Annotated in this window: 25 protein-coding genes; 8 read left to right on the top strand and 17 right to left on the bottom strand. The window is 66.2% G+C overall.

Annotated elements, in window-relative coordinates; genetic code table 11:
* The first annotated feature begins 90 nt into the window (after positions 1–90).
* Together MTR62_RS00330 and MTR62_RS00335 are read left to right on the top strand one after the other, a co-directional pair.
* Complete coding sequence (locus MTR62_RS00330; protein WP_244016193.1) at positions 91–756, top strand: 2OG-Fe(II) oxygenase; 666 nt, start codon at positions 91–93, stop codon at positions 754–756.
* 11 nt (positions 757–767) lie between these two features.
* The gene (locus MTR62_RS00335; RefSeq protein ID WP_244016194.1) at positions 768–2,708 is read left to right on the top strand and encodes a DUF885 domain-containing protein; all 1,941 of its coding nucleotides are present in this window, start codon (positions 768–770) and stop codon (positions 2,706–2,708) included.
* On the opposite strand, the gene MTR62_RS00340 is transcribed toward MTR62_RS00335, so the two are convergent.
* Positions 2,651–3,181 carry a DUF1003 domain-containing protein gene (locus MTR62_RS00340; protein WP_244016195.1) on the bottom strand — a complete coding sequence of 177 codons (531 nt, stop codon included), beginning with the start codon at positions 3,179–3,181 and terminating at the stop codon, positions 2,651–2,653. The genes MTR62_RS00335 and MTR62_RS00340 overlap by 58 nt on opposite strands.
* Entirely contained in the window at positions 3,156–4,796 is a 1,641-nt protein-coding gene (locus tag MTR62_RS00345) for a lysine--tRNA ligase (RefSeq protein ID WP_244016196.1), read from the bottom strand. The genes MTR62_RS00340 and MTR62_RS00345 overlap by 26 nt, the downstream gene beginning before the upstream one ends.
* Positions 4,797–4,919: 123 nt before the next feature.
* Here MTR62_RS00345 and MTR62_RS00350 point away from each other — a divergent pair, with 123 nt between their 5' ends.
* Positions 4,920–5,801 carry a mechanosensitive ion channel family protein gene (locus MTR62_RS00350; protein WP_244016198.1) on the top strand — a complete coding sequence of 294 codons (882 nt, stop codon included), beginning with the start codon at positions 4,920–4,922 and terminating at the stop codon, positions 5,799–5,801.
* A 94-nt stretch (positions 5,802–5,895) separates the two neighbouring features.
* Here MTR62_RS00350 and MTR62_RS00355 read toward each other — a convergent pair whose 3' ends face one another.
* Together MTR62_RS00355 and MTR62_RS00360 are read right to left on the bottom strand one after the other, a co-directional pair.
* A complete protein-coding gene (locus MTR62_RS00355) occupies positions 5,896–6,195 on the bottom strand; it encodes a DUF2218 domain-containing protein (protein WP_244016200.1) in 300 nt (99 codons plus the stop codon).
* Positions 6,192–7,040 carry a PadR family transcriptional regulator gene (locus tag MTR62_RS00360; protein WP_268739574.1) on the bottom strand — a complete coding sequence of 283 codons (849 nt, stop codon included), beginning with the start codon at positions 7,038–7,040 and terminating at the stop codon, positions 6,192–6,194. The genes MTR62_RS00355 and MTR62_RS00360 overlap by 4 nt, the downstream gene beginning before the upstream one ends.
* Before the next feature lie 148 nt (positions 7,041–7,188).
* Here MTR62_RS00360 and MTR62_RS00365 point away from each other — a divergent pair, with 148 nt between their 5' ends.
* The gene (locus MTR62_RS00365; protein ID WP_244016202.1) at positions 7,189–9,951 is read left to right on the top strand and encodes an ATP-dependent DNA helicase; all 2,763 of its coding nucleotides are present in this window, start codon (positions 7,189–7,191) and stop codon (positions 9,949–9,951) included.
* Positions 9,952–9,966: 15 nt separating this feature from the next.
* Positions 9,967–10,524, top strand: coding sequence for a SixA phosphatase family protein (locus MTR62_RS00370; RefSeq protein WP_244016204.1), 558 nt, complete (start codon positions 9,967–9,969; stop codon positions 10,522–10,524).
* A 390-nt stretch (positions 10,525–10,914) separates the two neighbouring features.
* Here the strand turns inward: MTR62_RS00370 and MTR62_RS00375 are convergent, their stop codons facing one another.
* The 5 genes from MTR62_RS00375 to rpmF all read right to left on the bottom strand — a co-directional run bounded on the left by MTR62_RS00375 (position 10,915) and on the right by rpmF (position 13,989).
* The gene (locus MTR62_RS00375; RefSeq protein ID WP_244016205.1) at positions 10,915–11,286 is read right to left on the bottom strand and encodes a MerR family transcriptional regulator; all 372 of its coding nucleotides are present in this window, start codon (positions 11,284–11,286) and stop codon (positions 10,915–10,917) included.
* Positions 11,287–11,342: 56 nt separating this feature from the next.
* Entirely contained in the window at positions 11,343–11,639 is a 297-nt protein-coding gene (locus tag MTR62_RS00380) for an integration host factor subunit alpha (RefSeq protein WP_244016207.1), read from the bottom strand.
* Between the two features lie 110 nt (positions 11,640–11,749).
* Positions 11,750–12,721 (bottom strand): beta-ketoacyl-ACP synthase III, encoded by a 972-nt coding sequence (locus tag MTR62_RS00385; protein ID WP_244016209.1) that lies wholly within the window; start codon positions 12,719–12,721, stop codon positions 11,750–11,752.
* Positions 12,721–13,782, bottom strand: coding sequence for a phosphate acyltransferase PlsX (gene plsX / locus MTR62_RS00390; RefSeq protein WP_244016211.1), 1,062 nt, complete (start codon positions 13,780–13,782; stop codon positions 12,721–12,723). Before plsX ends, MTR62_RS00385 begins: the two co-directional genes overlap by 1 nt.
* A gap of 27 nt (positions 13,783–13,809) precedes the next feature.
* Positions 13,810–13,989 carry a 50S ribosomal protein L32 gene (rpmF, locus tag MTR62_RS00395; RefSeq protein WP_013833797.1) on the bottom strand — a complete coding sequence of 60 codons (180 nt, stop codon included), beginning with the start codon at positions 13,987–13,989 and terminating at the stop codon, positions 13,810–13,812.
* A gap of 195 nt (positions 13,990–14,184) precedes the next feature.
* Between rpmF and MTR62_RS00400 the strand changes: the two genes are divergently transcribed.
* Entirely contained in the window at positions 14,185–14,577 is a 393-nt protein-coding gene (locus tag MTR62_RS00400) for an MAPEG family protein (protein WP_244016213.1), read from the top strand.
* Between the two features lie 170 nt (positions 14,578–14,747).
* On the opposite strand, the gene MTR62_RS00405 is transcribed toward MTR62_RS00400, so the two are convergent.
* Both MTR62_RS00405 and MTR62_RS00410 read right to left on the bottom strand, forming a co-directional pair.
* Entirely contained in the window at positions 14,748–15,428 is a 681-nt protein-coding gene (locus MTR62_RS00405) for an MBL fold metallo-hydrolase (RefSeq protein ID WP_327194362.1), read from the bottom strand.
* Between the two features lie 73 nt (positions 15,429–15,501).
* On the bottom strand, positions 15,502–16,164 hold the full coding sequence (locus MTR62_RS00410; protein ID WP_244016383.1) for a S24 family peptidase: 663 nt from the start codon (positions 16,162–16,164) through the stop codon (positions 15,502–15,504).
* Between the two features lie 102 nt (positions 16,165–16,266).
* Here MTR62_RS00410 and MTR62_RS00415 point away from each other — a divergent pair, with 102 nt between their 5' ends.
* On the top strand, positions 16,267–16,467 hold the full coding sequence (locus tag MTR62_RS00415) for a hypothetical protein (RefSeq protein ID WP_244016218.1): 201 nt from the start codon (positions 16,267–16,269) through the stop codon (positions 16,465–16,467).
* Positions 16,457–16,873, top strand: coding sequence for a hypothetical protein (locus tag MTR62_RS00420; protein ID WP_244016220.1), 417 nt, complete (start codon positions 16,457–16,459; stop codon positions 16,871–16,873). The genes MTR62_RS00415 and MTR62_RS00420 overlap by 11 nt, the downstream gene beginning before the upstream one ends.
* A gap of 220 nt (positions 16,874–17,093) precedes the next feature.
* On the opposite strand, the gene MTR62_RS00425 is transcribed toward MTR62_RS00420, so the two are convergent.
* The 6 genes from MTR62_RS00425 to MTR62_RS00450 form a co-directional block, all read right to left on the bottom strand.
* Positions 17,094–18,044, bottom strand: coding sequence for a D-2-hydroxyacid dehydrogenase (locus MTR62_RS00425; protein WP_244016222.1), 951 nt, complete (start codon positions 18,042–18,044; stop codon positions 17,094–17,096).
* Positions 18,045–18,178: 134 nt separating this feature from the next.
* Entirely contained in the window at positions 18,179–18,877 is a 699-nt protein-coding gene (locus MTR62_RS00430) for an aspartate/glutamate racemase family protein (RefSeq protein ID WP_244016224.1), read from the bottom strand.
* Positions 18,878–18,919: 42 nt separating this feature from the next.
* A complete protein-coding gene (gene cysS, locus MTR62_RS00435) occupies positions 18,920–20,371 on the bottom strand; it encodes a cysteine--tRNA ligase (protein WP_244016226.1) in 1,452 nt (483 codons plus the stop codon).
* A gap of 117 nt (positions 20,372–20,488) precedes the next feature.
* Positions 20,489–21,394 carry an EamA family transporter gene (locus MTR62_RS00440; RefSeq protein ID WP_244016228.1) on the bottom strand — a complete coding sequence of 302 codons (906 nt, stop codon included), beginning with the start codon at positions 21,392–21,394 and terminating at the stop codon, positions 20,489–20,491.
* Positions 21,395–21,561: 167 nt separating this feature from the next.
* Complete coding sequence (gene cobT / locus MTR62_RS00445; RefSeq protein ID WP_244016230.1) at positions 21,562–23,376, bottom strand: cobaltochelatase subunit CobT; 1,815 nt, start codon at positions 23,374–23,376, stop codon at positions 21,562–21,564.
* 224 nt (positions 23,377–23,600) lie between these two features.
* Complete coding sequence (locus MTR62_RS00450) at positions 23,601–23,885, bottom strand: hypothetical protein (protein ID WP_244016232.1); 285 nt, start codon at positions 23,883–23,885, stop codon at positions 23,601–23,603.
* Positions 23,886–24,179: the final 294 nt, after the last annotated feature.

Genomic DNA, 24,179 nt, shown 5'->3' on the forward strand with positions numbered 1-24,179 from the left:
CGCCCCGTAGCGCCCTCGCGCTGCGGGGCGTTTTACAGGCCGGCAAAATGCGCGATTGATCCGACGCGCCTGCGCTGTAGTCTGAGGGGCATGGATTCAACGGGCAACTGCGATTGCGACGTGCTCGCCCGGCTCGGGTCGCGCGTGCGCACCCGGCTCGACGCGGTGTTCGACGCGCGCCGCCTCAACGATCCGCGCGCCGAGATCTATTGCATCGACCGTTTTCTCGGCCCGGCTCACTGCCGCCACCTGATCGACCTGATCGACACCGTGGCCGAGCCATCCTGCCTCGTCGACGACAGCGACCAGACCCGAACCCGGACCAGCTACTCGAGCGACATCGACCCCGACGATCGCCTCGTGCGCCGGCTCGACGCACGCCTCTGCGCGCTGACCGGCATCGCCGCCTCGCGCAGCGAAGCGCTGCAAGGGCAGCGCTACGAACGCGGCCAGTTCTTCCAGGAGCATTGCGACTGGTTCGACACCCAGGCCGCCTACTGGCCGCGCGAGCGGCGCTGCGGGGGCCAGCGCAGCTGGACGGCCATGATCTACCTCAACGCGGTCGACGAAGGCGGGACCACCGATTTCACCCGCCTGGCGCTTAGCGTCACCCCGTGGACCGGCGGTCTTCTGTTGTGGAACAACGCCTTGCCAGACGGGCGCCCCAATCCCTACACGATGCACGCGGCGCGCCCGGTGGTGCGCGGCGTGAAGTACATCATCACCAAATGGTTCCGGACGCACGACTGGCAATGACATTTCGCACCGTGCGAGCGTTCCCTCCGACGCCGCGCCACGCCGCGCGCGCGGCCCTCGCGGCAAGCCTGCTGGCGCTCACCTTCAACGCGCCCCTGCCCGCCCGCGCGGCCACTCTGGCGCGCTGCGATCCAGCGCTTTCCGTGCCCCCGGCACGCCGCAACTCGGCGACCGCCGCGCTCACCGCCCTGTTCGATGAGGATGCCGAACGCGAGGATGCGCTCGATCCACTGAGCGCGCTCTATCGCGGCGACGTGACGCACGACACCGCGCTGGCGCGCATCTTCACCGACGCCCTCGAACGCGACCGGCTCGCCTCGGCACGCCGCAGCCTCGAGCACCTGGCGCAGATCCCCGCCTGCGATCTCGTCCCCGCGCTGCAACTGTCCGACACCCTGTTCGCCTGGCGCAAGGAGCGCGAAGTCGCCGACTTGCGCCCCGAAGTGCGCGCCTTCGAAGGCGTGCGTCCGTTCAACCACTTCGGTGGCATCGCGCTCGACTTTCCCTCGCTCATCGCGCCGGGCGGCGCCTTCGCCTACCGCACGCCCGACGATTACGCGCGCGCGCTGATCGCGCTTCACGCCTTTCCCACGGTGATCGACAACGCCATCGCGCGGTTCCGGCAAGGCATCGCGCAAGGCCAGGTCGAGCCACGCGTCACGGTCGAGCACATGATCGCGCAAACCGATGCGCTGCTCGCCCAGACGCGCGCCGCCTCGCCGTTTCTCGAACCGATCGCCGACATGCCCGCCGACATGCCCGCCGACCAGCGCGCGCACTACACGGCGGCGATCGAGTCCAGTGCCGCGCACGATGTCCTGCCCGCCTACGCCCGCCTGCGCGCCTTTCTCCACGACACCTACCTGCCTGCGGCACGCTCCAGCATCGGCCTTTGCGACACGCCCGGCGGCGACGGGCTCTACCGCACGCTCATCACGCGCGAGACGACGCTTACGCTCGATCCCGCGGACATCCATGCGCTGGGCCTGCGCGAAGTCGCCCGGATCGAAGCGGAAATGACCGAGGTCGCCCGCCAGCTGGGGCATACCGGTTCGCTTGCCAGCTTCTTCGAGGCCATCCGCAGCGATCCGCGCTTCCACCCGACAAGCGCGCAGGACCTCCAGCACCGTTTCGAACTGGTGGCCGACACCGTCGATGCGCTCCTGCCCGACTATTTCGCGAAGCTGCCGGAGACGCCGCTGGTGCTCGCCCCCTACCCCGGCTACCGCGCGCGCTATGAAGCGGGCGGCTCCTACGCCGAGGCCAGCGACGAGGACGGCAGCCCGGCGACGTTCTTCTACAACACCTACGATCTCAAGCACCGCTTCATCTCGGGCATCACCACGCTTTACCTGCACGAAGGAATGCCGGGGCACCACCTGCAGATCAGCCTGGCCCGCGAAAACGCCCAGCTGCCCGCCTTCCAGCGCTATTCGGACAACGATGCCTTCGTCGAAGGCTGGGCGCTCTACGCCGAGACGCTGGGCTACCCCATGGGGCTCTACAAGGACCCGCTCCAGCACTGGGGCAATCTGGATGACGAGATGCTGCGCGCGATGCGTCTCGTCGTCGATACCGGCATTCACGCCCAGCACTGGACGCGCCAGCAGGCGATCGACTACATGCTGGCGCATTCGGGCATGGGGCGCACCGACGCCGAGACCGAGGTCGATCGCTACATCGCAATGCCCGCGCAGGCGCTGTCCTACAAGATCGGCGCGCTGACCATCGAGCGGCTGCGCCACGAGGCCGAGACCGCGCTCGGCCCGCGCTTCGACATCAAGGCCTTCCACGAGCAAGTCATCGGATCGGGCGCGATGCCGCTGGGCATCCTGCAGGAGCGGGTCGCGCGCTGGATCGCGGCACGGCAGAGCCTGCCGCAGCCGGCGCGCGTTCAGGCCTCCTCGCCGGCCTCCGCGCTCTTTCGCGCCTCAAGCGTTTCGAGCAGGTAGTCCATGCGCCGGTGCAGGCGCAGGATCTCCAGCTGGGTGCGCAGGTTCACCTCGTAATCGTGGCGCGCGGCGATGCGGTCCTTGTCGGACTGGCGGTTCTGGCTCATCATGATGACCGGCGCCTGGATCGCCGCCAGCATCGAGAGCATCAGGTTGAGAAAGATGTAGGGATAGGCGTCAAAGGGATGGACGCCGAAGTATTCGAGCACCCGGCTGTTGACCAGCATCCAGACCACAAGCACCAGCCCGAAGCCGATGATGAAGCCCCACGAGCCGCCGATCGCGGCCACGCGGTCCGCCAGCCGGTCCCCGACCGAGGCGCGCGAGGCGGCCAGTTCGTCGGCGTCCTGGCCGATCACCGTGCCCGAGGCGATCCGCCCCAGGACGCGCTGTTCCTCCGCATCGAGATCCTCGAAGCGGCGCCCCAGCAGGTCCTGGGCGAGCTGCTCAGGCGTTCGCGGCGTCGTGAGCACCCAGCGCCTCGGCAATCAGCGTGCGGGTTTCGGCAACACCGTAAAGCGCGATGAAGCTGCCCATGCGCGGCCCGGCTGAGGAGCCGAGCAGCGTTTCGTACTGCGCGCGGAACCAGTCGCGCAGGGTCTCGAAGCCGTAGCGTTCGTCCTTGCCGATCTCGTAGACGATGTTCTGGAGATCCTCGGCGCTGGCATCGGCGGGCACTTTGGCGAGCTGCGCGTCGAGTTCGGTGAGCGCGGCCACCTCGCCGCCCACCGGCGCGCGGCGCCGGAGCGTGGGAGCGATGTAGTCGCGGTTGTAATTGAGCGCGCAGGCCACCATCGCATCGAGCGCGGGGTGCGCCGCCGGATCGGCGTTCGCGACGTAGTTTTCAAGGTACGACCAGACCTGTTCGCGCGTGGCGTTGGCACCCAGTACGCCGACGAGATTGAGCAGCAGCGCGAACGTCACCGGCGGAACCGGCGTCTGCGTGTCCGCTTCGCCGTTGGTGCGCAGCAGGTGCCAGACCGGGTTGCCCAGTTGCTTGTCGAGCGCCTGCCCCGGCAGGTTGCCGTAGAATTGCCAGTACTCGTCCACCGCCTTGGGGATCACGCCGATGTGCAGCTGCTTGGCGCTCTTGGGCTCACGGAAGAGATAGAACCCCAGCGATTCCTCGGTGCCGTAAGTCAGCCACTGCTCGATCGTCAGGCCGTTGCCCTTGGACTTGGAGATCTTTTCGCCGTTCTCATCGAGGAACAGCTCATAGATCAGGCCTTCAGGGCGGCGGCCGCCCAGGATCTTGGCGATCTTGCCCGACTGGGTGCCCGAATCGGTCAGGTCCTTGCCGTACATCTCGTAATCGACGCCAAGCGCCACCCAGCGCATCGCCCAGTCGACCTTCCACTGAAGCTTCGCCTGTCCGCCGAACGCGCTCTGTTCGACCACCGAGCCATCCTCGTCGGTGAAGCGGATGAGCCCCGTCGCCGGGTCAAGCACCTCGACCGGGACCTGGAGCACGACGCCGCTGGTCGGCGAGACGGGAAGCACGGGCGAATAGGTCTGGCGCCGCTCTTCGCGCAGCGTTGGCAGCATCACGCCCATGATCGCATCGTACTGCGTCAGAACGCCTTCCAGCGCCTTGTCGAACTGGCCCGAATTGTAGCGGTCGCTCGCCGCCACGAATTCGTAGTCGAACCCGAAACGGTTGAGGAAATCGCGCAGCATCGCGTTGTTATGATGCGCAAAACTTTCGAACTTGCCGAACGGATCGGGAATTCGGCTGAGCGGCTTGCCAAGGTTCGCGGCCAGCAGATCGGCCTGCGGCACGTTATCGGGAACCTTGCGCAGCCCGTCCATGTCGTCCGAGAAGGCGATCAGCCGCGTCGCGCCGTCACCCGGCTTCGCGCCAATCAGCGCTTCATAGGCGCGGCGCACCAGCGTGGTGCGCAGCACTTCCTGGAAGGTGCCGATATGCGGCAGGCCCGAGGGACCGTATCCCGTTTCGAACAGGATCGGCTCTGGAGAACCATCCGCACCGCTCTTGCCATTTGGATAGCGCTTGAGCAGTTTCTGGGCCTCCTGGAAGGGCCAGGCCTTGGACACACGGGCGGCTTCGGTCAGGGCATTTTCAGTCATGCGCGCGCTCATCTGCGATCCCGCGCGATTTCGCAAGCGCCTTCGGGCGGTTTGCCCAACATGGAACCTGCCTCACGCCTCGGCAGTTAGGTGCAAAAGGCACCGGAAGGACGGATTTTCTTCGTGAATTATATTGATACGCTGAGCAAAGAACTGGAGAGCATGGGCAAGGGCTTCATGCAGATGTTGCCCTCGCTGGTCATTGCCCTGCTCATCATGCTCGTCACCCGCGTGGTGGTGGGGATCGTGCTGCGCATCGTCGGGCGCGTGACCAAACGCGCGAACCTGCGCACCGATCTGCAACAACTGTTCGAGACGATCACCCGGCTGGTGGTGTGGATCATCGGCACGCTGATCGCGCTCACCGTCGCAATCCCCAGCTTCACGCCCGCCGGGGCCTTCGCCAGCCTTGGCGTCGGCGCTCTGGCCGTGGGCTTTGCGTTTCAGGACATCTTCGAGAATTTCCTCGCCGGCGTGCTCATCATGCTGCGCGAGAAGATGAACATCGGCGATGCGATCGAGTGCAACGGCATTACCGGCTCGGTCGAACGCATCACGCTGCGCGAGACTTACGTGCGCCAGTTCTCGGGCGAACTGACCGTGGTGCCCAACTCGATGCTGTTCAAGAATCCGGTCGACATCTTCAACGACCAGCACCTGCGCCGCGATCAGGTGGTCATCGGCGTGTCCTACGACAGCGATCTCGAACAATCCGAAGGCGTGATCAAGCAAGCGGTCGAAGCCCTCCCCGCGATCGACGAGGGCAAGGGCGTGCTCGTCTTCGCACAGGAATTCGGCGCCAGCTCAGTCGATTTCCTGGTCCTGTGGTGGAGCGATACCGCCGCGCAGGACAAGCGCCTGACCAAGAGCCAGGTCGTCAAGGCCATCAAGGCCGCGCTCGACGAGGCGGGAATCGAGATCCCCTTCCCCTACGTCACCAACACCTTCAAGGAACCACTCCGGATCGCGCGCGCGCAGCCGCTCAAGGAGAACAGCCCGGCGTGAGTGCGGGCGAGCGACGAACTGGGCCTTGGGCATGACGCAAGTTTTCCTTCGAGGTGAACGCTGACGGACGACGAAACGCGGACAACCGGCGGCCTCAGGCCGCCGGTTCGACCCATTCCCAACGGTAGGTCAACGGCGCCTCGCGAAAGGCGAAGCGATCGATGTGCCGCGCGACGACATCGCCCAGCGGTTCGACCGCCGCCCTGTCCTCCCCCGAGATCGTGATGACGATCGCCTCGGGCCCGGCGGCAAGCACGGCCGTAGCCGAGGGGAACGTGACCGTGCCAACGTCCCCCTCCACTTTGGTGTCGAGCTTGTGGCTCCAGTGCTTGCACAGCTGGCGCATGTACTTGCCAGCGTTCGGCGTGGCGACGGTTGCCGTGAGCGCGCTCATTGCCCGGTCCCCTTGGCCTGTGCCCCTGCCTCAAGACGCTCGACGGTGCGCGTCGCCTCATCGAGCGTATCGGCAATGGCGAGAACGAGGTCACGATCCGCCCCGTCCTGCGACAGCCGGTCGATGACCGCGGTGCGCAGGGCGTGGAGCGCGCGGCGAACCGGCGCGGGGTCAAGCCGGCCGCGCACGTCTCCCAGCGCGACCAGCCGCTTGCGGATCGCTTCGGCCTTGGACGCATCCTGCGCGACGCGGGCCTTGCCCTCTTCGGTCACCGCGAAAGACTTGCGCGCGCCGTCTTCCTGGACAGCCGCGATCAACCCGGCCTCTTCCATGTAGGTGAGCGCGGGATAGACCACACCGGGGCTTGGCGCGTATTCGCCGTTGGTCATGCTCTCGATCTCGCGGATGAGATCGTAGCCGTGGCGCGGGGTTTCAGCGATCAGTTCGAGCAGGACGATCTGCAGTTCGCTCTGGTCCATCACCCGGCGACGGCGTCCACCGCCGCCCGGCCCGCGACCACCGCCGCGACCGCCGCCGAAGCCAGCCCCGAAATCGTCGTCGAAGCCCCTTGGCCCCATCGCGAAGCCGCGCGAACCGCGGCCACCGTCCCGGTGCCCTCCGGGGAAACCGCCGCCAAAGCCCCCCGCCATGGCGCCGCGCTCGTCGAACGTCCGGCGACCTTCGTCGCCCGCCCGCCCGTGCCCGAAACCAAAGGCGTGGCCACGGCGACCACCGGGACGTTCACCTCGAGCGAAATCGCCGTCAAAGTCGCCACCGCGCCGTTCGAAACGGGGATCGCCGAAAGGATTTGCGCCACCGTGACGCTTGTGATTCTTGTTACGCATTGCGTGTTCCATATTCTTCATGATTGTCTCTAGATATATCTTAGAAGGATTTTCGCAAGCGCAAAAGTGTATCAGTCGGTCACATCGAACGCGGAAAAGCCGCGCCCGGCACATTTCCAAATCGCTCCTCACGTTCTAGGACAAGGCCATGCCCGCGCTGTCCCTCCCTGCCCTCCACGCCAGCCACGGCGGCTGCTGGCTGGGCGATGCCAGCGGAAATTCGCGCGCAATTTCCAAGGGCCAGGCGGTCACCGCCGCAGCCGATACGCCGCACCTCATCCTCAACGCGCCGCTGCTGGCAACCCGGCTGGGCTACCCCGACCTTGCCGGTCTCGACCTGCTCGAGCTCTACGCCTTCATCCATCCGGCCCGCTTCGTGGTCCCCACCCCCAAAGGCCTCGCCGAGGCGCTGGGGCTCGATCGGGCGGAAAACGAAGCCGACGTTCCGCGGCTTTTGCAAAGCGCCGCAGCGCGCCTGCTGGAAACCTGCGCGGCGCCCGATTGGGCCGAGCGCGAGGGCGCGTGGACCTCGCTCCAGTCGCTCATCAAGCTGCGCTGGCCCTGGGCCACCCTGCTCGGCGCCCGCATCCCCAAGCCCCAGCGCGCCGAACGCTGGATTTTCACCCGCCTGCCCGAATGGGAGGAAAGCCCCGAGGCCCCGCAGCCCCGCCAGATCGACCTTGCCGAAGGCGACGTTCTGGCCCGCCTCGCTGCCTTGACCGGCGCAGAGGCAGAGGACCGCGCGGGCCAGAAGGGCTATGCCGTGGCCGCTGCCGCCGCCTTCGCCCCGCGCCGGGCGGCCGGTCAGCCGCATCTGGTTCTGGCGCAGGCGGGAACGGGCGTCGGCAAGACGCTCGGCTACCTCGCCCCGGCCTCGCTGTGGAGCCAGCGGAGCGGCGGCACCGTCTGGGTTTCGACGTATACCAAGGCCCTGCAGCGCCAGCTGCGCAAGGAAAGCCGCCGCGCCTGGCCCGAGCATCGGCCCGATGGCAGCCAGCCCGTCGTCGTGCGCAAGGGGCGCGAGAACTACTTGTGCCTGCTCAATCTCGAAGACGCGCTGCAAGGCGGCTTTGCCGGGCGCGGCGCGGTTCTGGCCCACCTCGTCGGGCGCTGGGCGGCCTATTCGCAGGATGGCGACATGATCGGCGGCGACCTGCCCGGCTGGCTCGGCACGCTGTTTCCCAAGCGGGGCATCGCGGCCCTCACCGACCAGCGCGGCGAATGCGTCTATGCGGGCTGCCCGCATTACCGCAAGTGCTTCATCGAACGCGCGAGCCGCGCCAGCGTGGGCGCAGACCTGGTGATCGGCAACCACGCGCTGGTCATGATCAACGCCGCACGCGGGCGCGACACCGCCTCACGCCCGACGCGCATCGTGTTCGATGAAGGCCACCATGTCTTCGATGCCGCCGACTCGACCTTTGCCGCCGCGCTCACCGGGACCGAGATGATCGAGCTGCGCCGCTGGGTAATCGGCCCGGAAAAGAAATCGCGCGGCCGCCGCCGGGGCCTCGCCGCGCGCCTCGCCGATGTCGCCAGCTACGACGATGCAGGCGACAAGGCGATCCTTACCGCACTCTCCGCCGCCGAAGCCCTGCCGAGCGAGGGCTGGATGCAGCGCATCGCCGACAACGCGCCGTCGGGGCCGCTTGAAGAGCTGCTCGCCGCGGTGCGCGCCACGGTCTACGCGCGCGACGAAAGCGGCGGACAGGAAGCGGGCTACGGGCTCGAAACCGAGGCCGCCGGGCTCGACGGCCCCTTCGTCGAAGCCGCGCAAGCCGCGCGCCTGGCGCTGAGCGACCTGCGCCAGCCACTGATCCAGCTCGGCCTGCGGCTCGAAGCCCTCCTCGAGGACGGGCCCGACTGGCTCGACGGACAGGGCCGCGCGCGGATCGAGGGCGCACGCCATTCGCTTTCGTGGCGAATCGATACGCTCACCGCCTGGGAAGCGCTGCTCGCCCGCATGGGCGGCCCCGCCGACCCCGAATTCGTCGACTGGCTCGCGCTCGACCGGTCCGAGGCGCGCGAATACGACATCGGCATCCACCGCCACTGGCTCGACCCGATGAAGCCCTTCGCGCGCACCGTGCTCGAACCGGCGCACGGGGTCATCATGACCTCGGCGACTTTGCGCGACGGCGACGACTGGGCGCGCGCCATCGCGCGATCGGGCGCACCGCATATCGAGGTCGCTCCCGAACTCTCGCTCAGCCCCAGCCCGTTCGACTACGCCAACCAGGCCGAAGTGCTGATCGTGCGCGACGTACCGCGCGGTGACATTGCCGCGCTCGCCGCCGCCTATGGCCGCCTGATCGAGGCCTCGCAGGGCGGCGTACTGGGCCTGTTCACCGCAATCCGGCGGCTGCGCGTGGTGCACGGCCGCGTGGCCGACCGGCTCGCGCGCGCCGGACTGCCGATCTTCTCACAGCACGTCGACCCGATCGACACCGGTACGCTGGTCGACATCTTCCGCGACGATCCGCGCGCCTCGCTGCTGGGCACCGACGCCCTGCGCGACGGGGTGGACGTGCCCGGCCACTCGCTGCGCACGGTCATCATGGAGCAAGTGCCCTGGCCGCGCCCGACGATCCTGCACCGCGCACGGCGCCTCGCCGGCGGCGGGAGCGCCTACGACGACAGCATCATCCGGGCGCGGCTGGCGCAGGCGTTCGGGCGGCTCATCCGCAGCAAGGAAGACAGCGGGCACTTCATCGTGCTCTCCTCCGCCTTCCCCACAAGGTTGCTCGACGCCTTCCCCGAAGGCACCCCTGTCCGGCGAATTTCGCTCGACGAGGCTTTACAGCGCGTCGCCGGTCATGCTTCAGGACAAACGGTATCGGGTGAAGGAGATCGGGCCGCGCGTGACGGATCGCGCAGCGCCCCGCACGACACGCCCACAAGGCAGATGTAGGAAGCGGCCCAGCCCATGAAGACCCTCGGAATCTTTCGCCACGCCAAATCGGACTGGAACGATGCGCGCCTGCGCGATTTCGACCGACCGCTGAACCCGCGCGGCCGCAAGGGCGCGGCCCTCATGGGCCTGCACATCCGTGACCATGCCGTGCCCTGGGAGCGTATCCTTGCCTCCCCGGCGGTGCGCGTGACGCAGACGGTGGAACTGGCCTGCGAAGCGGCTGGCATGACCCCTTCGATCACCTGGGATCGGCGGATCTATCTTGCGAGTTCGGCCACGCTGATCGACGTGCTGCGCGAGCAGGAAGGCGATCCCGCCGCGATCATGATGATCGGTCACAATCCGGGCCTTGAAGATCTGATCTTCGATCTCGTGCCCGACGACGGCAATTCGCCCTTGCGCGACATCGTAGAGGAAAAGCTTCCCACGGCAGCCTACGCCGTGCTCGACCTTGCGATCGACAGCTGGGACCAGATCGACCTCAACTGCGCGACCATCACCCACCTCCAGCGCCCGCGCGATCTCGACCCGGCACTGGGACCGGACCTGGGCCCCGATTCTTTTCGCTGATTGCGCAGGCGTGGTTGCAAGTACGGTTCGACCGCTCGCGCCCCATGGCAGACGAAGAAGGAAGGGGTTGAAGCAGGGGGCCATCGCCCCCTGCACCCCCGAAAACTGGCGGGGGTGCGCTTCACCTCAACGTTGCGCTCGGGTTCGTCGGGATACCTTTTTGTGCCTGCGGCGCCATTCGTGCCGGACGTATGGGTCGTGCCCAAACATCGACATTTCGGGGGTCCGGGGGATCATCCCCCGGAAAATCTTGTCTGTTCTTTTACACTCCCGCCCGGCGGCTTCCCACCCAATTCAGCCGTTCCGATCACCGCCACATTTGTCCACGCGGCCTACCTTGACGCCTTCCTCGACACATGTGCCAGAATGAGGCGCTCTACCTGGCCGGTGTCACAGGGAATCGAGTGCCCGCGCCACTTTAGCGCGCAGGTTCTTGAGCGATTCGTGAAGGGTGAGTGGCTCTTTTGGAGCCGCTACAGCGCGTGTCCGCGGCGCAGGGCCTCCCTTGGCAGCGCTCGCGCGGTGCTCGAGAAAGTGACGGGCACCGCGTAACGTATACCCCTCGCCCTGAACCAGTCGGACGATTTCACCCAGAAGCTCGACGTCCTCGGGTCGGTAATAGCGCCGAGCGCCACTGCGTTTGACCGGGCGCAACATCGGAAACTGGGTTTCCCAGTAGCGCAGCACATGGTGCTTGATGCCGAGCGCCTGGCTCACTTCGCCGATCGTGCGCAAGGCACCCGGCCGCTTTTCGCTGGTCACGGCAATTCTTCGCTTGGGAGTATCAGGAAAGCCCAGAAAAACCGCTCCTTACGCCATCAAACGCTGGAAATGCGGTCCTTGAGCATTTGGCTTGCCCGGAAGGTCAGCACGCGCCGCGGTGTGATCGGCACTTCGACCCCGGTCTTGGGATTGCGGCCCATGCGTTCCCCCTTGTCGCGAAGCAGGAAGGTGCCGAAACCCGAAATCTTCACATTTTCGCCGCTGCTCAGCGCGCCGACCATGTGCTGAAGGATCGATTCCACCATGGTCAAGGACTCCGCCCGCGACAGACCGAGCTGCCGATGGATGGAATCCGCCAATTCCGCTCGGGTCAATGTATCCACTGACTGCATCAATCCTTCATCCCTCTTGTGCGTTATGCCTTAGGGGATGATATGAAAAAGTACAAAAAAAGCAATGGCGCCGCGAATAGCGGACGCAACCGAAATGCACTTTACCGAATTCAGACGCGCAACAGGCTCGCACCCCAGGTGAATCCGCCGCCCATAGCTTCCAGAACGACCAGATCGCCGCGGCCGATACGCCCGTCACGAACCGCCTGATCGAGTGCCAGCGGCACCGATGCGGCCGAAGTATTGGCGTGCTCGCCCACCGTCTTGACGACTTTCGCCGGGTCCAGTGCAAGCTTCTTGGCCGTACCATCGAGAATGCGCGCATTGGCCTGATGCGGGACCAGCCAATCGATGTCGGCTGTGGCCAACCCTTCGCTTTCGAGCACTTCGTTGAGCACTTCGGCCAGGTTCACCACCGCATGGCGAAACACTTCGCGGCCCTTCATGCGCAGCTTGCCCACAGTGCCGGTGGTCGAGGGGCCGCCATCAACAAACAGCAACTGGTTGTGCGTGCCATCGGCGTGCAGCTTGGTGGCCAGAACGCCGCGGGCGGGTTCGCCTTCGGCCTGCTCCTGCGCTTCGAGCACGATCGCGCCCGCGCCATCGCCGAACAACACGCAGGTGGTGCGGTCTTCCCAGTCGAGAATACGGCTGAAGGTTTCCGCACCGATCACCAGCGCGCGCTCGGCCATGCCGGCGCGCAGCATCGAATCCGCGACGCCCAGAGCGTAGAGGAAGCCCGAGCACACCGCCGCGACGTCGAACGCGATGCCCCCGGTGCAGCCCAGGTTGTGCTGCACGATCGTGGCGGTCGCGGGGAAGGTCTGGTCCGGCGTTGCCGTCGCCAGCACGATCAGCCCGATCGAGGACGCCTCGATCCCGGCCGCTTCCAGGGCGCGGCGCGCCGCATCGGTGGCCAGGCTCGCGGTGGTCTCGTCGGGACCGGCGATATAGCGCTGGGTGATGCCCGTGCGCTCGACGATCCATTCATCGCTGGTGTCGACGCGCTCGGCAAGTTCGCTGTTGGTGACGACCGTTTCGGGCAGCGCGGAACCGGTGCCCAGAAGAACCGAACGGCGCATCAGGCGCGCTCTTCCTGCACACCCGGCATGCGCAGCGAGGATTCGCCCACACGCGCCAGATCGGCGCTGATTCGCTCGGTCACACGCTCCTCCAGAAGACGCGCCGTCACGGCAACCGCGTTGGCCACGCCCGCAGCGCTGGCTCCACCGTGGCTTTTAACGACAATGCCGTTCAGCCCCAGGAAAACCGCACCGTTATGGTTGTTGGGATCAAGATGGTGCTTGAGCAGCTCGGTAGCCGGGCGCGAGATCAGGAATCCGATCTTCGAACGCAGCGAGCTGGAGAAGCTTCGGCGCAGAAGGTCCGCCACGAAACGCGCCGTGCCTTCGACGGCCTTGAGCGCGATATTGCCCGAGAAACCATCGGTAACGACGACATCGATGTTGCCGTGCGCCATCTTGTCGGCTTCCGTGAATCCATCGAACGAAAGCGCGAGCTCCTTTTCCGCTTCGCGCAGAATGGCCGAAGCCTCGCGCAGCAGTTCGGTGCCCTTGATTTCCTCGGTACCGATATTGAGCAAGCGCACGCGCGGCTCGGCACGTCCCGAAACGACACGCGCATAAGCTGCGCCCATCACCGCGAACTGCACCAGATTGCGACTGTCGCATTCGGTGTTCGCGCCGAGGTCGAGCATCACCAGATCGGTGTCGCCCAGCGTCGGGAGAAGCGCGGCGAGCGCTGGCCTGTCGATCCCCGGCATGGTGCGCAGGGTCAACTTGGAAATCGCCATCAGCGCCCCGGTGTTGCCACCGCTGACCGCCGCACCGGCATCCCCGGCCTTTACCGCCTCGATAGCCCGGCCCATCGACGTACCCTTGGCACGCCGCAGGACCTGACTGGGCTTGTCTTCGCCGCTGATCACCCCATCAGTGTGGATGATCTCGGAGGAAGCGTGCAGATTCGGATGATCCTGCAGGGCGTCCTTGATCTTCTGCTCGTCGCCGACGAGCAGAAACTTGAACTGGTCATGACGACGGCGCGCAAGTGCAGCGCCCTCGATCATGACGCGCACCCCCTCGTCGCCGCCCATCGCATCGATGGCGATACGCGGCAAACTCATGGACAATCTCCGAATTCGTACGAGGTCTTAGATTTCGACCGCGACGATCTCACGGCCGTTGTAATGGCCGCAAGCATTGCAAAGATTGTGCGGGCGCTTCAGCTCACCACAGTTAGGGCACTCGTGGAAGGCTTCGACCTTCAGAGCGTCATGGCTGCGGCGCATGCCCCGGCGCGAAGGGGTCGTTTTTCTTTTGGGGACTGCCATTTCGGCACCTGTTCCTGCAAAATGCGTTAATGTAAAAAAGGCCGCCTGGAACCGACATCCGGACCGGCGGCTTGCGAAGGCGGGCCTATACCCGATTTCTGGAGAGTTGCAAGTCGTTCCTCGAGACAACATGAACAAACTCACACCACACCGACTGCAAACAGCAGGCCACCAGCAAATCGAGCGCCACCGACCATGATCCTGCAGACAACCCTCAGTCTTAGCGCCGCAGCCGTGGCAATCAACCTCTGGTTGGGCACGCGCATTGCCGCTGTCCGCAACAAAGACAAGATCTGGCACGGCGACGGCGACAATCCCCTGCTCATGCGCCGGATGCGCGCACAGGCTAATTTCATCGAGAACACCCCCTTCCTGCTCATCCTCGCCGCCGCGATCGAGCTGAGCGGTGCTGGCGGCACCTGGCTATGGGTGGCTGGCGGCGCCTACATGCTCGCGCGGATCGCCCACGCACTGGGCATGGACGCGGCAACGCCGAACCCGGCCCGCGGGCTGGGATTTGGCGCCGGGCTGCTGGTCTCGCTAGGGCTGGCGGCGGTAGCGGTGCTGGTCGCCGTCGGGCGGTTCTAGGGCGGTCGATCCGACTGCATCGGATCGACCGCCCTAGACCTTTGTTTTGACGCATTTTCCGAACCGTCAGGAGATTCCGCCTGACTGAAAATGCTCTAGCGACGTGATTTCGGCATCTGCCCCCCCCCCGGCCACAGGGTGTAAAATGGCAGAACCGAACCACGAGCCCCTCAGGCCATCGGCATACCGCGTTCGAGCGCCTTGTCGCTGACGTAGGGGTTGGAGCGGCGCTCATCGCCAAAGGTGCTCACCGCGCCGTGACCGGGCACAAAGGTCACATCGTCCCCCAGCGGCCACAACCGTCCGGTGATCGAGTGCACCAGATCCTCAAGATTTCCGCGCGGAAAATCCCAGCGCCCGATCGCGCCCTTGAACAGCACGTCCCCCACGAAGGCGAACCGGCTCGGCGCATGGTGGAACACGACATGGCCCGGCGTGTGACCGGGACAGTGCACCACATCCAGCTCCAGTTCGCCCACGGTGACGGTATCACCGTGCTCGAGCCAGCGATCGGGCTCGAAGGTGTGCGCTTCCATGTTCCAGCGCGGACCATCGTCATCGAGCTTGGCGATCCAGAAGCGGTCTTCCTCCTGCGGCCCCTCGATCGGTACGCCCATTTCCTTGGCGAGGACGCCCGCCTGACCGCAATGGTCGAGATGCCCGTGCGTGACGAGGATCTTTTCCAGCGTCACCCCGGTCTTTTCGAGCGCCTGCTTGAGCTTGGGCAAGTCACCGCCGGGATCGACGAGCGCGCCGCGCATCGTGCGCGTGCACCAGACGAGCGAGCAATTCTGCTGAAGCGGCGTGACGGGAATGATGCCGACGCGCATGGGCTGTTCTGCTTGGGTCATGCACCGGACATGGCGCGCGCACCGCGCGATTGCAACCGGGCACGGCAGCGCCCACCCTTGCGCGAAGCCCCCGTCAGATCCGCCCGCTCTTCCACACCACGCGGCCGATTACCGCCAGATCCCCCGCCGCGCATTCGATCACGCCATAGGCCGGATTGTCGCTGCGCAGCGTCACGTGGCCGGGATGGCCGGTCTCCACCCGCTTGACCAGCAAGACCCCATCGAGGCGGACGACGTGGATTCCGTCGCGCAGCGCCTTTTGCCGCTGATCGACGAGAATTTCGTCCCCGTCGCGCAAGGTCGGCTCCATCGAATCGCCAGCGACGGTGATCGTGGCCAGATGGCCCGGCTGAAGCCCCATCGCGCGCAGCCAGCGCACCGAAAAACGGATCGAATCGAACGCCGTCTCGTCCTGATCGAGCCCCCCCGGTCCGGCCGAGGCACCGAGCACCAGCCGCGCGATCGCCACCCATTCCTCGCTTGCGCCAACAGCAGCGGAATCGCCGGACCTGGTGGAGGAAATTTCTTCCGGTCGCCCCAACTCCTCCTCGCTCACCCGGAAAAACCGGGCGAGTTTCGCACGATCCGTCTCCTCCAGCTTCCTGGGGCTGCCTTTGCGGACAAATTGCTGAAGATAGCTCGCGTTTTTGCCCAACAGCCGCGACAGCGCAGCCAGGCTCACCCCCCGCGCATCGGCGAGGTGAAGGAGACGGGCTCGGACAGGATCGCTTACCATAATGTAATCCATATCTGAAAGAAATTTCCTAGACAAGTAGGATTTCAATTGGAACATATCATGAACACACGCTAACCAACAAGAGAAAGGATACGGTGCGACATGCTGATCTCCCAGATCGAGCGCTTCCTGAATGCGACCAACATGCCGCGAACCACATTCGGACGCCTGGCGGCCGGCGATCCGCGCTTCGTCGAGGACCTGCGCAACGGGCGTGAGCCGCGCGAGGCCATGACCCGGCGGATCGAAGCCTTCATGAGCGGATACCGCACCACCGGCGAGGAGACCGCCCATGCACGCTGATCTTGTCGCGGCTCCGGCCGACCGCACCGCCCCAACCGGGTCCACGCCGCTCGGCGCCCATCCGGCGCCCGGCCTGCGCCCGACACGCACGCAGCGCGGTCCCTGGCTGCAACTGCTGACGCAAGTGCTCCATCTCGCCGGACCGCGCGCCGAGTTCCTGCGCCACGCCGAGCGCCCCTGGGCCAGCGCGACGTTCTCAGGCACGCGCCACACGATCGCGCTCGCCTTCACGGGCGCTGCGGCGCAGGACGACGGTGAACAGTTCGTGGAGGCCCTGCCCGAGCACGACTTCACCATTCCCGGCCACCTCGTCGCCGATGCGGCCCTGCGCGGGCTCGATCAGGACAACACCGGCGAGCCGCGCATGGAGCTTGAAATCGAAGTGCTGCTGCTCGACGATCTGTGAACGCAAGCCAGACGGACCGCGTGCTCCAGGTTCAAATCCCAACCGGATGATGTTGAGGATGAAGGCCCTTCAGGCGGTCATCCCCCTTGATCCCGGACGGACGACCGCACCCAGCATGGCGCGACAGCGGTGCGGTCGTCCGTCCAGCGCACGAGGGCGATAACCCTCGAGACAAATCCTTTGGGCTTCCCGTTCCACGACGCGGCGCCCAAGCCTGCGGTCAGTACCCGCGCGCGTAATCTACTTCATGGACCAGCGGCTCGCCCGCCACATAGCGTTCGAGGTTGCCCGCAAAACGCTGCGCCGCGCGGCGGATGAGGCTGTCCTGCGCGAGCCCGGCCGCGTGCATCGAAATCTCGACATTGGGGCACGACCACAAGGCGTGGTCGGCGGGAAGCGGTTCAGGATCGGTCACGTCGAGGTAGGCCCGGCCGAGCTGGCCCGAGCGCAGCGCCGCGATCAGCGCGTCCTGGTCGACCACGTCGCCGCGCGCGACATTGACCAGCCCGGCGCCCGGCTTCATCGCCCCGAGTTCGGCCGCGCCGAACATACCGCGCGTCTCGCTCGTCGAGGGGACGATCAGGATCACCCAGTCGAACCGGCCCAGCGCGCTGCGCCATTCGCCGTTACCAAGGTCTCCCGCGCGCGGCGTACGCCGGGCCATCGTGACGCGCGCGTCGAACGCTTCGAGAATGGTGCGGATGCGCTGGCCGATCTCGCCTGCGCCGATCACCAGCACCTCAGCCTCCAGCAGCTCGCCGCGTCCGGGCGGCTGCGCCAGCCATTCGTGCCGGTCCTGCGCGCGCAGCAACGTCCCCCAGCCCTTGCCCAGCGACAGCATCCCCAGCACCGCGAATTCGGCGACCGAATGGGCGTGGAGGCCCGCACCGTTGGTCAGCCGCACGCCGTGCGCCTTGAACTGCTCGAGCGGCAACCAGTCGACACCCGAGGACATCACGCTGCACCACGTGAGCGCGTTGGCGCGCTGCATGGCCTCACCAACGGCGGCCTTGACCGAATTCTTGATCGTGAAGTCGGGCCAGATGATCTCGGCCCCGTCCATGCCTTCGCGAAAGCCTTCCGCGTTATCATACCACACCGGCGTAACAGCGGCAGGCATCGAGGGCTCGAGGAAGGGGCGAAAACGCGAATGCAGCAGGGCGCGGGTCACAGGCATAGTCCATCTGGCTGATAATTGCTTTGCCAGCCAAGGTATGGATGCAAAACGATTTGTCGACGCCCGGCAGGACAAGGCTGCCGTGCATCTATCGCGCCCGGACTTCAGGATAACGCAAGCGCTTGTCCTCAGTCCCCGTCCCATAGCACGAAATCGACCAGCGCCTGCGCGTGTAAGGCCGTGGTGTCGAACAGCGGCACCGCGCTGTCCCTGGGCCCCACCAGCAGCATGATTTCGGTACAGCCGAGCACGATCGCCTCGCAGCCCTGCTCGACAAGACGCGCGATGACCTCGCGGTAGAGCGCGCGGCTGGCCGGTTCGATCCGCCCGGCAACGAGTTCCTCGTAAATCACGCGGTGGACGACGGCGCGGTCGGCCGCGCCGGGCACGCGCACCTCCAGGCCATGGCTTTCGAGCCGTCCGCGATAGAAGTCCTGCTCCATCGTGAAGGCCGTGCCGAGCAGCCCGACACGGGTCAGACCAGCGGCCCGGATCGCGCGCGCGGCCGGGTCGGCAATATGGACGAGCGGGATGGCCACCGCCTGTTCGACCTCGCCAGCCATGCGGTGCATGGTGTTGGTGCAGATCGCCAAGCCTTGCGCGCCGGCCGCTTCCAGCCGCCGCGCCGCCTCGACCATCCTGCCGGTCAGCGCGTCCCAGTCGCCCGAGGCCTGAAGCGCCTCGATTTCGGCAAAGTCGAACGACCACAACAGGCACGGCGCCGAAACGGTCGGGCCGGTGCGATCGCGCACGCCTTCGTTGATCAGGCGGTAGTACTGCGCCGAGCTTTCCCAGCTCATCCCGCCCAGCAATCCGATCATCCGCATGGCGTGCGCCCCTGTTCCGAGATGGGCCTGACGGTCAGGCCCCTAACCCAGCTTCCATTCCCAGCCGAGCGGATCGCCGTCCATCACCTCGACCCCCTGCGCGGCAAGATCGTCGCGCAGCGCGTCCGAGGTCGCAAAGTCCTTGCCGATGCGGGCCTGCTTGCGGCGCACCAGCACCTCCTCGATCGCCTCTTCGGCGATGTCGGCGGTCTTGGGACGCAGGCGTAGATCGGCGCGGGTCAGCGTGAAGAGGCCCAGACCCAGCACCGCGTCCATCCGCTCGACCACCGCGCGCTTGATCGCCGGATCGACCTTCTTGGCCGCCAGCGCATCCTCGAGCGCGGTCAGCGCGACCGCGGTATTGAGATCCTCGGCCATGGCCTTCTCGAAGGTTTCGACCATCGGCGCGAGCTTGGGATGGCTGCCCTCAGCGGCCTCGGCATCCCTGAGCCGCTCGGCCGCCATCAGCATCCGCTTGAGACGGGTGAGCGCGGCGCCCAGCCCTTCCCACGAAAACTCCAGCTCCGATCGGTAATGCGCCTGCAGGCACATCATGCGGTAGCCCAGCGGGTGGTAACCCTTGTCGATCAGCAGTTGCAGGCGCAGGAACTCGCCCGAAGATTTGCTCATCTTGCCCGAACGTTCAACCAGGAAGTTGTTGTGCATCCATATCCGCGCGCCCGAATTGGCGGGCACGTCGAGCCCGTTGGTGCAGCAAAAGGCCTGGTTCTGCGCGATCTCGTTGGGGTGGTGGATCTCGCGGTGATCGATCCCGCCGGTGTGGATGTCGAACGGAAAGCCGAGCAGCTTGCCCGACATGACCGAGCATTCCAGATGCCAGCCCGGCGCGCCCTTGCCCCAGGGCGAATCCCATTCCATCTGGCGCGTCTCGCCAGCGGGGGTCTTGCGCCAGATCGCGAAATCGGCCGCGTTGCGCTTGCCCGCCACCGCCTCGATCCGCCCTTCGCCCTCTTCGGTCACCGCACGCGCGAGACGGCCGTAATCCGAGACGGTCGACACGTCGAAGTAAAGCCCGCTGTCCAGCTCATAGCAGTGGCGTGGGGCGATCTCCTTGGCAAAGTCGATCATCGCATCGATGTAGTCGGTCGCGATCGACCAGTGCGCGGGCTGGCGGATGTTGAGCGCCTTGATATCCGCCCAATAGGCCTGCGTGTAATGCTGCGCGATGTCCCAGATCGACTGCGCCTTTTGCGCCGCCATCTTCTCCATCTTGTCCTCGCCGGCATCGCCATCGTCGGTCAGGTGGCCGACATCGGTGATGTTGATGACATGGGTCAGCCTCAGCCCGCGGTGGCTGAGCGTCCGGCCCAGGATGTCGGCGAAGACATAGGCGCGCATGTTGCCGATGTGGGGATAGTTGTAGACCGTCGGCCCGCAGGTATAGACCCGCGCTTCGCCTTCATGGACGGGCTCAAAGGGTTCCATCTGGCGGGTCAGGCTGTTGAACAGCGTGAGAGCGGGAAGGTCTGTCATGATGCAAGCGGCATTAGGCAGGCCGCGCCAAAGGTCAAGCCGCCGCGCGGAAGGGCCTGTCCCCGTAGCCCGCACCGGTTTTGCGTGCGAAGACCGGCAGCCCGCATGCCAGCGGTTTCAGCGATGCGCCAGCATCAGCACCAGAACGCCCAGCGTAATGAGCCCGAAGCCGTACCCTTCGCGCGCCGAAAGCCAGCGCCCTGACATCTGGCGCGAGACCAGCGCGACGATCGGCATCTCGATCAACGCCAGCGTGCGCACGTTGGCGGCCATGGTCAGCGAGAAGGCGATGAACCAGTTGGCCGACGCGAAGGCACCGAGCGCCCCGGCCGGGACACTCAGCCGCCACTCACGCCAGGACTGCGTGAACGCCCGCGAATCGCGAAAGACGAACCAGGCGCTCATCACCCCGGTCTGGATCGCCAGCGAGACGACCAGGATCAGCAGAGCGCGCAGCATGAAGCTGCCTTCGCCCACCGCTTCGATCGAGGCGCGAAAACAGATCGAGGTAAGCCCGAACAACCCGCCGCTCGTCACTCCCACCACCAGCGACCTCCAGTCGGCCAGCGCGCCCGCTCCGTGCCCGGGCTTGAGCGAGGCGAGGATCACCCCGACCGTCACCACCAGCACCGCCAGCCAGCCCAACCCCGGCAGCCGGTCGCCGATGAGCACCAGCCCGAGCACCGCAACCGTGACCGGCTCGGTCTTGATATAGGCATAGGCAACGCCAAAATCGCGCTTGGCCATGACTACCAGCATCAGCGCCGTCGCCGCGATCTGGAGCACCCCGCCCAGCAGCGCCCAGCCCCAGGCCGCAGGCGAAGGCGTCGGAAGGCCCTGCCCGGTTACGCCCAGATAAAGCGCCAGCAGGACGATCGCGAACGGCAGTCCATAGACGAAGCGCACCTGCGTGCCGCCCGCGGTGCCGATCCGCGCGGTCAGGCGGGACTGCAGCGCGTTGCGGAACACCTGGCCAAGCGCGGCCGCCAGCGTGAAGGGCACCCAGAGATAACCGTGGGTCAAGGAAGGACACTTTCAGAACGCAGGGAACGGTCGAGCGGACCCGGTGCGAACCGGGGCGCTCCTGGCAAAGGCAGACGGCGCCCGGCGGAGGCGCACCAGTTGCGGCCAGGCCAGTTGCGAGAGGCCGGTTGTGGCAGGCGCGCCGCAGGGCCGCGCGCCCGGTTGGATCATTCCTCCTCGAACAGCCCGGCAAGCTGTTCGATCATCGTGCCGCCAAGCTGCTCAGCGTCCATGATGGTCACCGCGCGGCGGTAGTAGCGGGTCACGTCATGCCCGATGCCGATCGCCACGAGCTGGATCGGCGACTTGCTCTCGATCCATTCGATGACCCGGCGAAGATGCGCCTCGAGATAGCCGGCCGAGTTCACCGAAAGGGTCGAATCGTCGACCGGCGCGCCATCCGAAATCACCATCAGGATGCGCCGGTCCTCGGTCCGCGCCAGCAGGCGTTCGTGCGCCCAGAGCAGCGCCTCGCCGTCGATGTTCTCCTTGAGCAGACCTTCGCGCATCATCAGGCCCAGGTTCTTGCGCGCGCGGCGCCAGGGCTCGTCCGCCTTCTTGTAGACGATGTGACGCAAGTCGTTGAGCCGGCCGGGATGCGCGGGCTTGCCGTTGGCCAGCCAGTGCTCGCGGCTCTGCCCACCCTTCCACGCGCGCGTCGTGAAGCCCAGGATCTCGACCTTGACCCCGCAGCGCTCGAGCGTGCGCGCCATGACGTCCGCGCTGATCGCCGCGATCGAGATCGGCCGTCCACGCATCGAGCCCGAATTGTCGAGCAGGAGCGTGACCACCGTGTCCTTGAATTCGACGTCGCGCTCGATCTTGTAGGACAGCGACTGGCCGGGCGAGACCACCACCCGCGCCAGACGCGCGGCGTCGAGCAGGCCTTCCTCCTGGTCGAAATCCCACGACCGGTTCTGCTGCGCCATGAGCCGGCGCTGGAGACGGTTGGCAAGCCGGGTCACGACGCCCTGCAACCCCTTGAGCTGGGCATCGAGATAAGCGCGCAGGCGCGTCAGTTCGGCATCGTCGCACAGATCCGCCGCGCCAACGACCTCGTCGTAGGCGCTGGTGAAGACCTCGTAGTCGAAATCGGCGGGGATGTCGGTCCAGGGACGGTTGGGGCGCACGGGCATCATGCCCTCCTCGCCCTCGTCGCCGTCCTGGCCTTCCTCCATGTCGTCCGAAGCGTCGCCCTCGGCCTCGCTCTCGCCTTCGTTTTCACCGCGCTGGGGCTCAGCGGCCATTTCGGACGGCTGGGGCTGCTCGCCCTGGTCCTCGCCGTCCTGCTCTTCCTCGGTCTGCTCGTCGCCGGGATTGTCGTCCATGTCCTCGGGCGGCATCTCGGTCGGCTCGAGTTTGGTCAGTTCCAGGTGCTGGAGCATGTCGAGCGAAAGCGACTGGAAGGCGCGCTGATCCTCGATCGAACCGGCCAGCGCGTCGAAATCGCGCGCGGCCTTGCTCTCGATCCAGTTGCGCACCATCTCGACGCCCGGCCGGGCCACTTCGGGCACCGGGTCGCCGGTCAGCCGCTCGCGCAGCAGCAGCGCCAGCGCCGAGGAAATCGGCACTTCGTCGGGCGCCTCGGCCCGCGCGATGGGATCGGTGGCGATCCGCGCCTCGAGCGCGGCATCGAGATTGGCGCGCATACCCGGATAGGCGTTGGCCCCCAGCGCTTCGTACCGCACCGTCTCGATCGCATCGAAGCAGGCGCGCGCCACCGGTTCGCTCGGCATCTCGTGCATGTGCGTCTTGTCGTTGTGATGGCGCAGCCGCAGCGCGAAACTGTCGGCCTGTCCCCGCGCGCGCATCGCCGCATCGCGCGGGACATTGCGTCCAGGCATGGGAATGCGGAACAGCGATCCCGTCGAACTGGGATTGTCGGCCGTCCAGTTGACCTCGACCTCGTTGTCCTGCGCGATGGCGCGCGAGGCGATGGCAAGGGCGGACTTGAAGCGATCTGCGGGGGATTCGTCGGACATGATGCACGACAGCTAGCGCATCACGCCAAGCGCCTCAATGCGATTGCCCGCCAGACAATTGACCTTAAGCGGCGCGGGCCGCACGGGCATGGACTTCAGCCCGTGCGGCGAGGCACGCCCGCAGCAGCCTTTCCGCCTCGCCCCCGCCAGGGCTGCGCGAACAGGTCGCCCCAGAGCCATGCCCGCTGATGTGCGGCCGGGGGTCAGCGCTCAGCCGTCAGCGGCTAGACGCACTTCTCGCCCGATCCCTGCCAGCGGCGACGATCGCTCGCGTCGATGACTTCGCCATCGATCGTGTCGCCGCGCACGCCAGTCAACCGGTCGTAGTCAGCAAAGGCCTTTTCGATGGCCTCGCGCTTTTCGAGGATGAGCGCGGCCACGCCGCTCGTCAAACCACCCTCATCGCCGACGCGACCCAGAATGGCGGCAATGTCGGCCACGATGGCCGTCGAGGCAGAAGTATGCAGATGCCCACGCTCATCGACGTAGGCCTCGATAATTCGAGCCATAGGATGTCTCCCCATGTGCCAAGCCGGGGTGTTCCCCGGCACCGATGTTCTGCGACTCAGCCTGAATGCAGGAACAAGACTAGCACAGGATTGCGCCGGACGGGGCCTATCGGAGCTAGGCTTTACACATCGAAATCGAAGCGAGTTCTCCAAGCGCGGATTTTTGGAAGCGCTTTTAATAGGTTGACGCGCGTAGGCGGGAATCCCCTGTGGCCATGAAACAACACAAGAGCGCCAAAGCCGGCCCTGTCCGACACGAAAAACGCCGGAGAATCGGGCTTTCGAACCCCATTC

It is taken from the genome of Novosphingobium organovorum (assembly GCF_022832435.1).
Classification (GTDB): Bacteria; Pseudomonadota; Alphaproteobacteria; order Sphingomonadales; family Sphingomonadaceae; genus Novosphingobium; species Novosphingobium organovorum.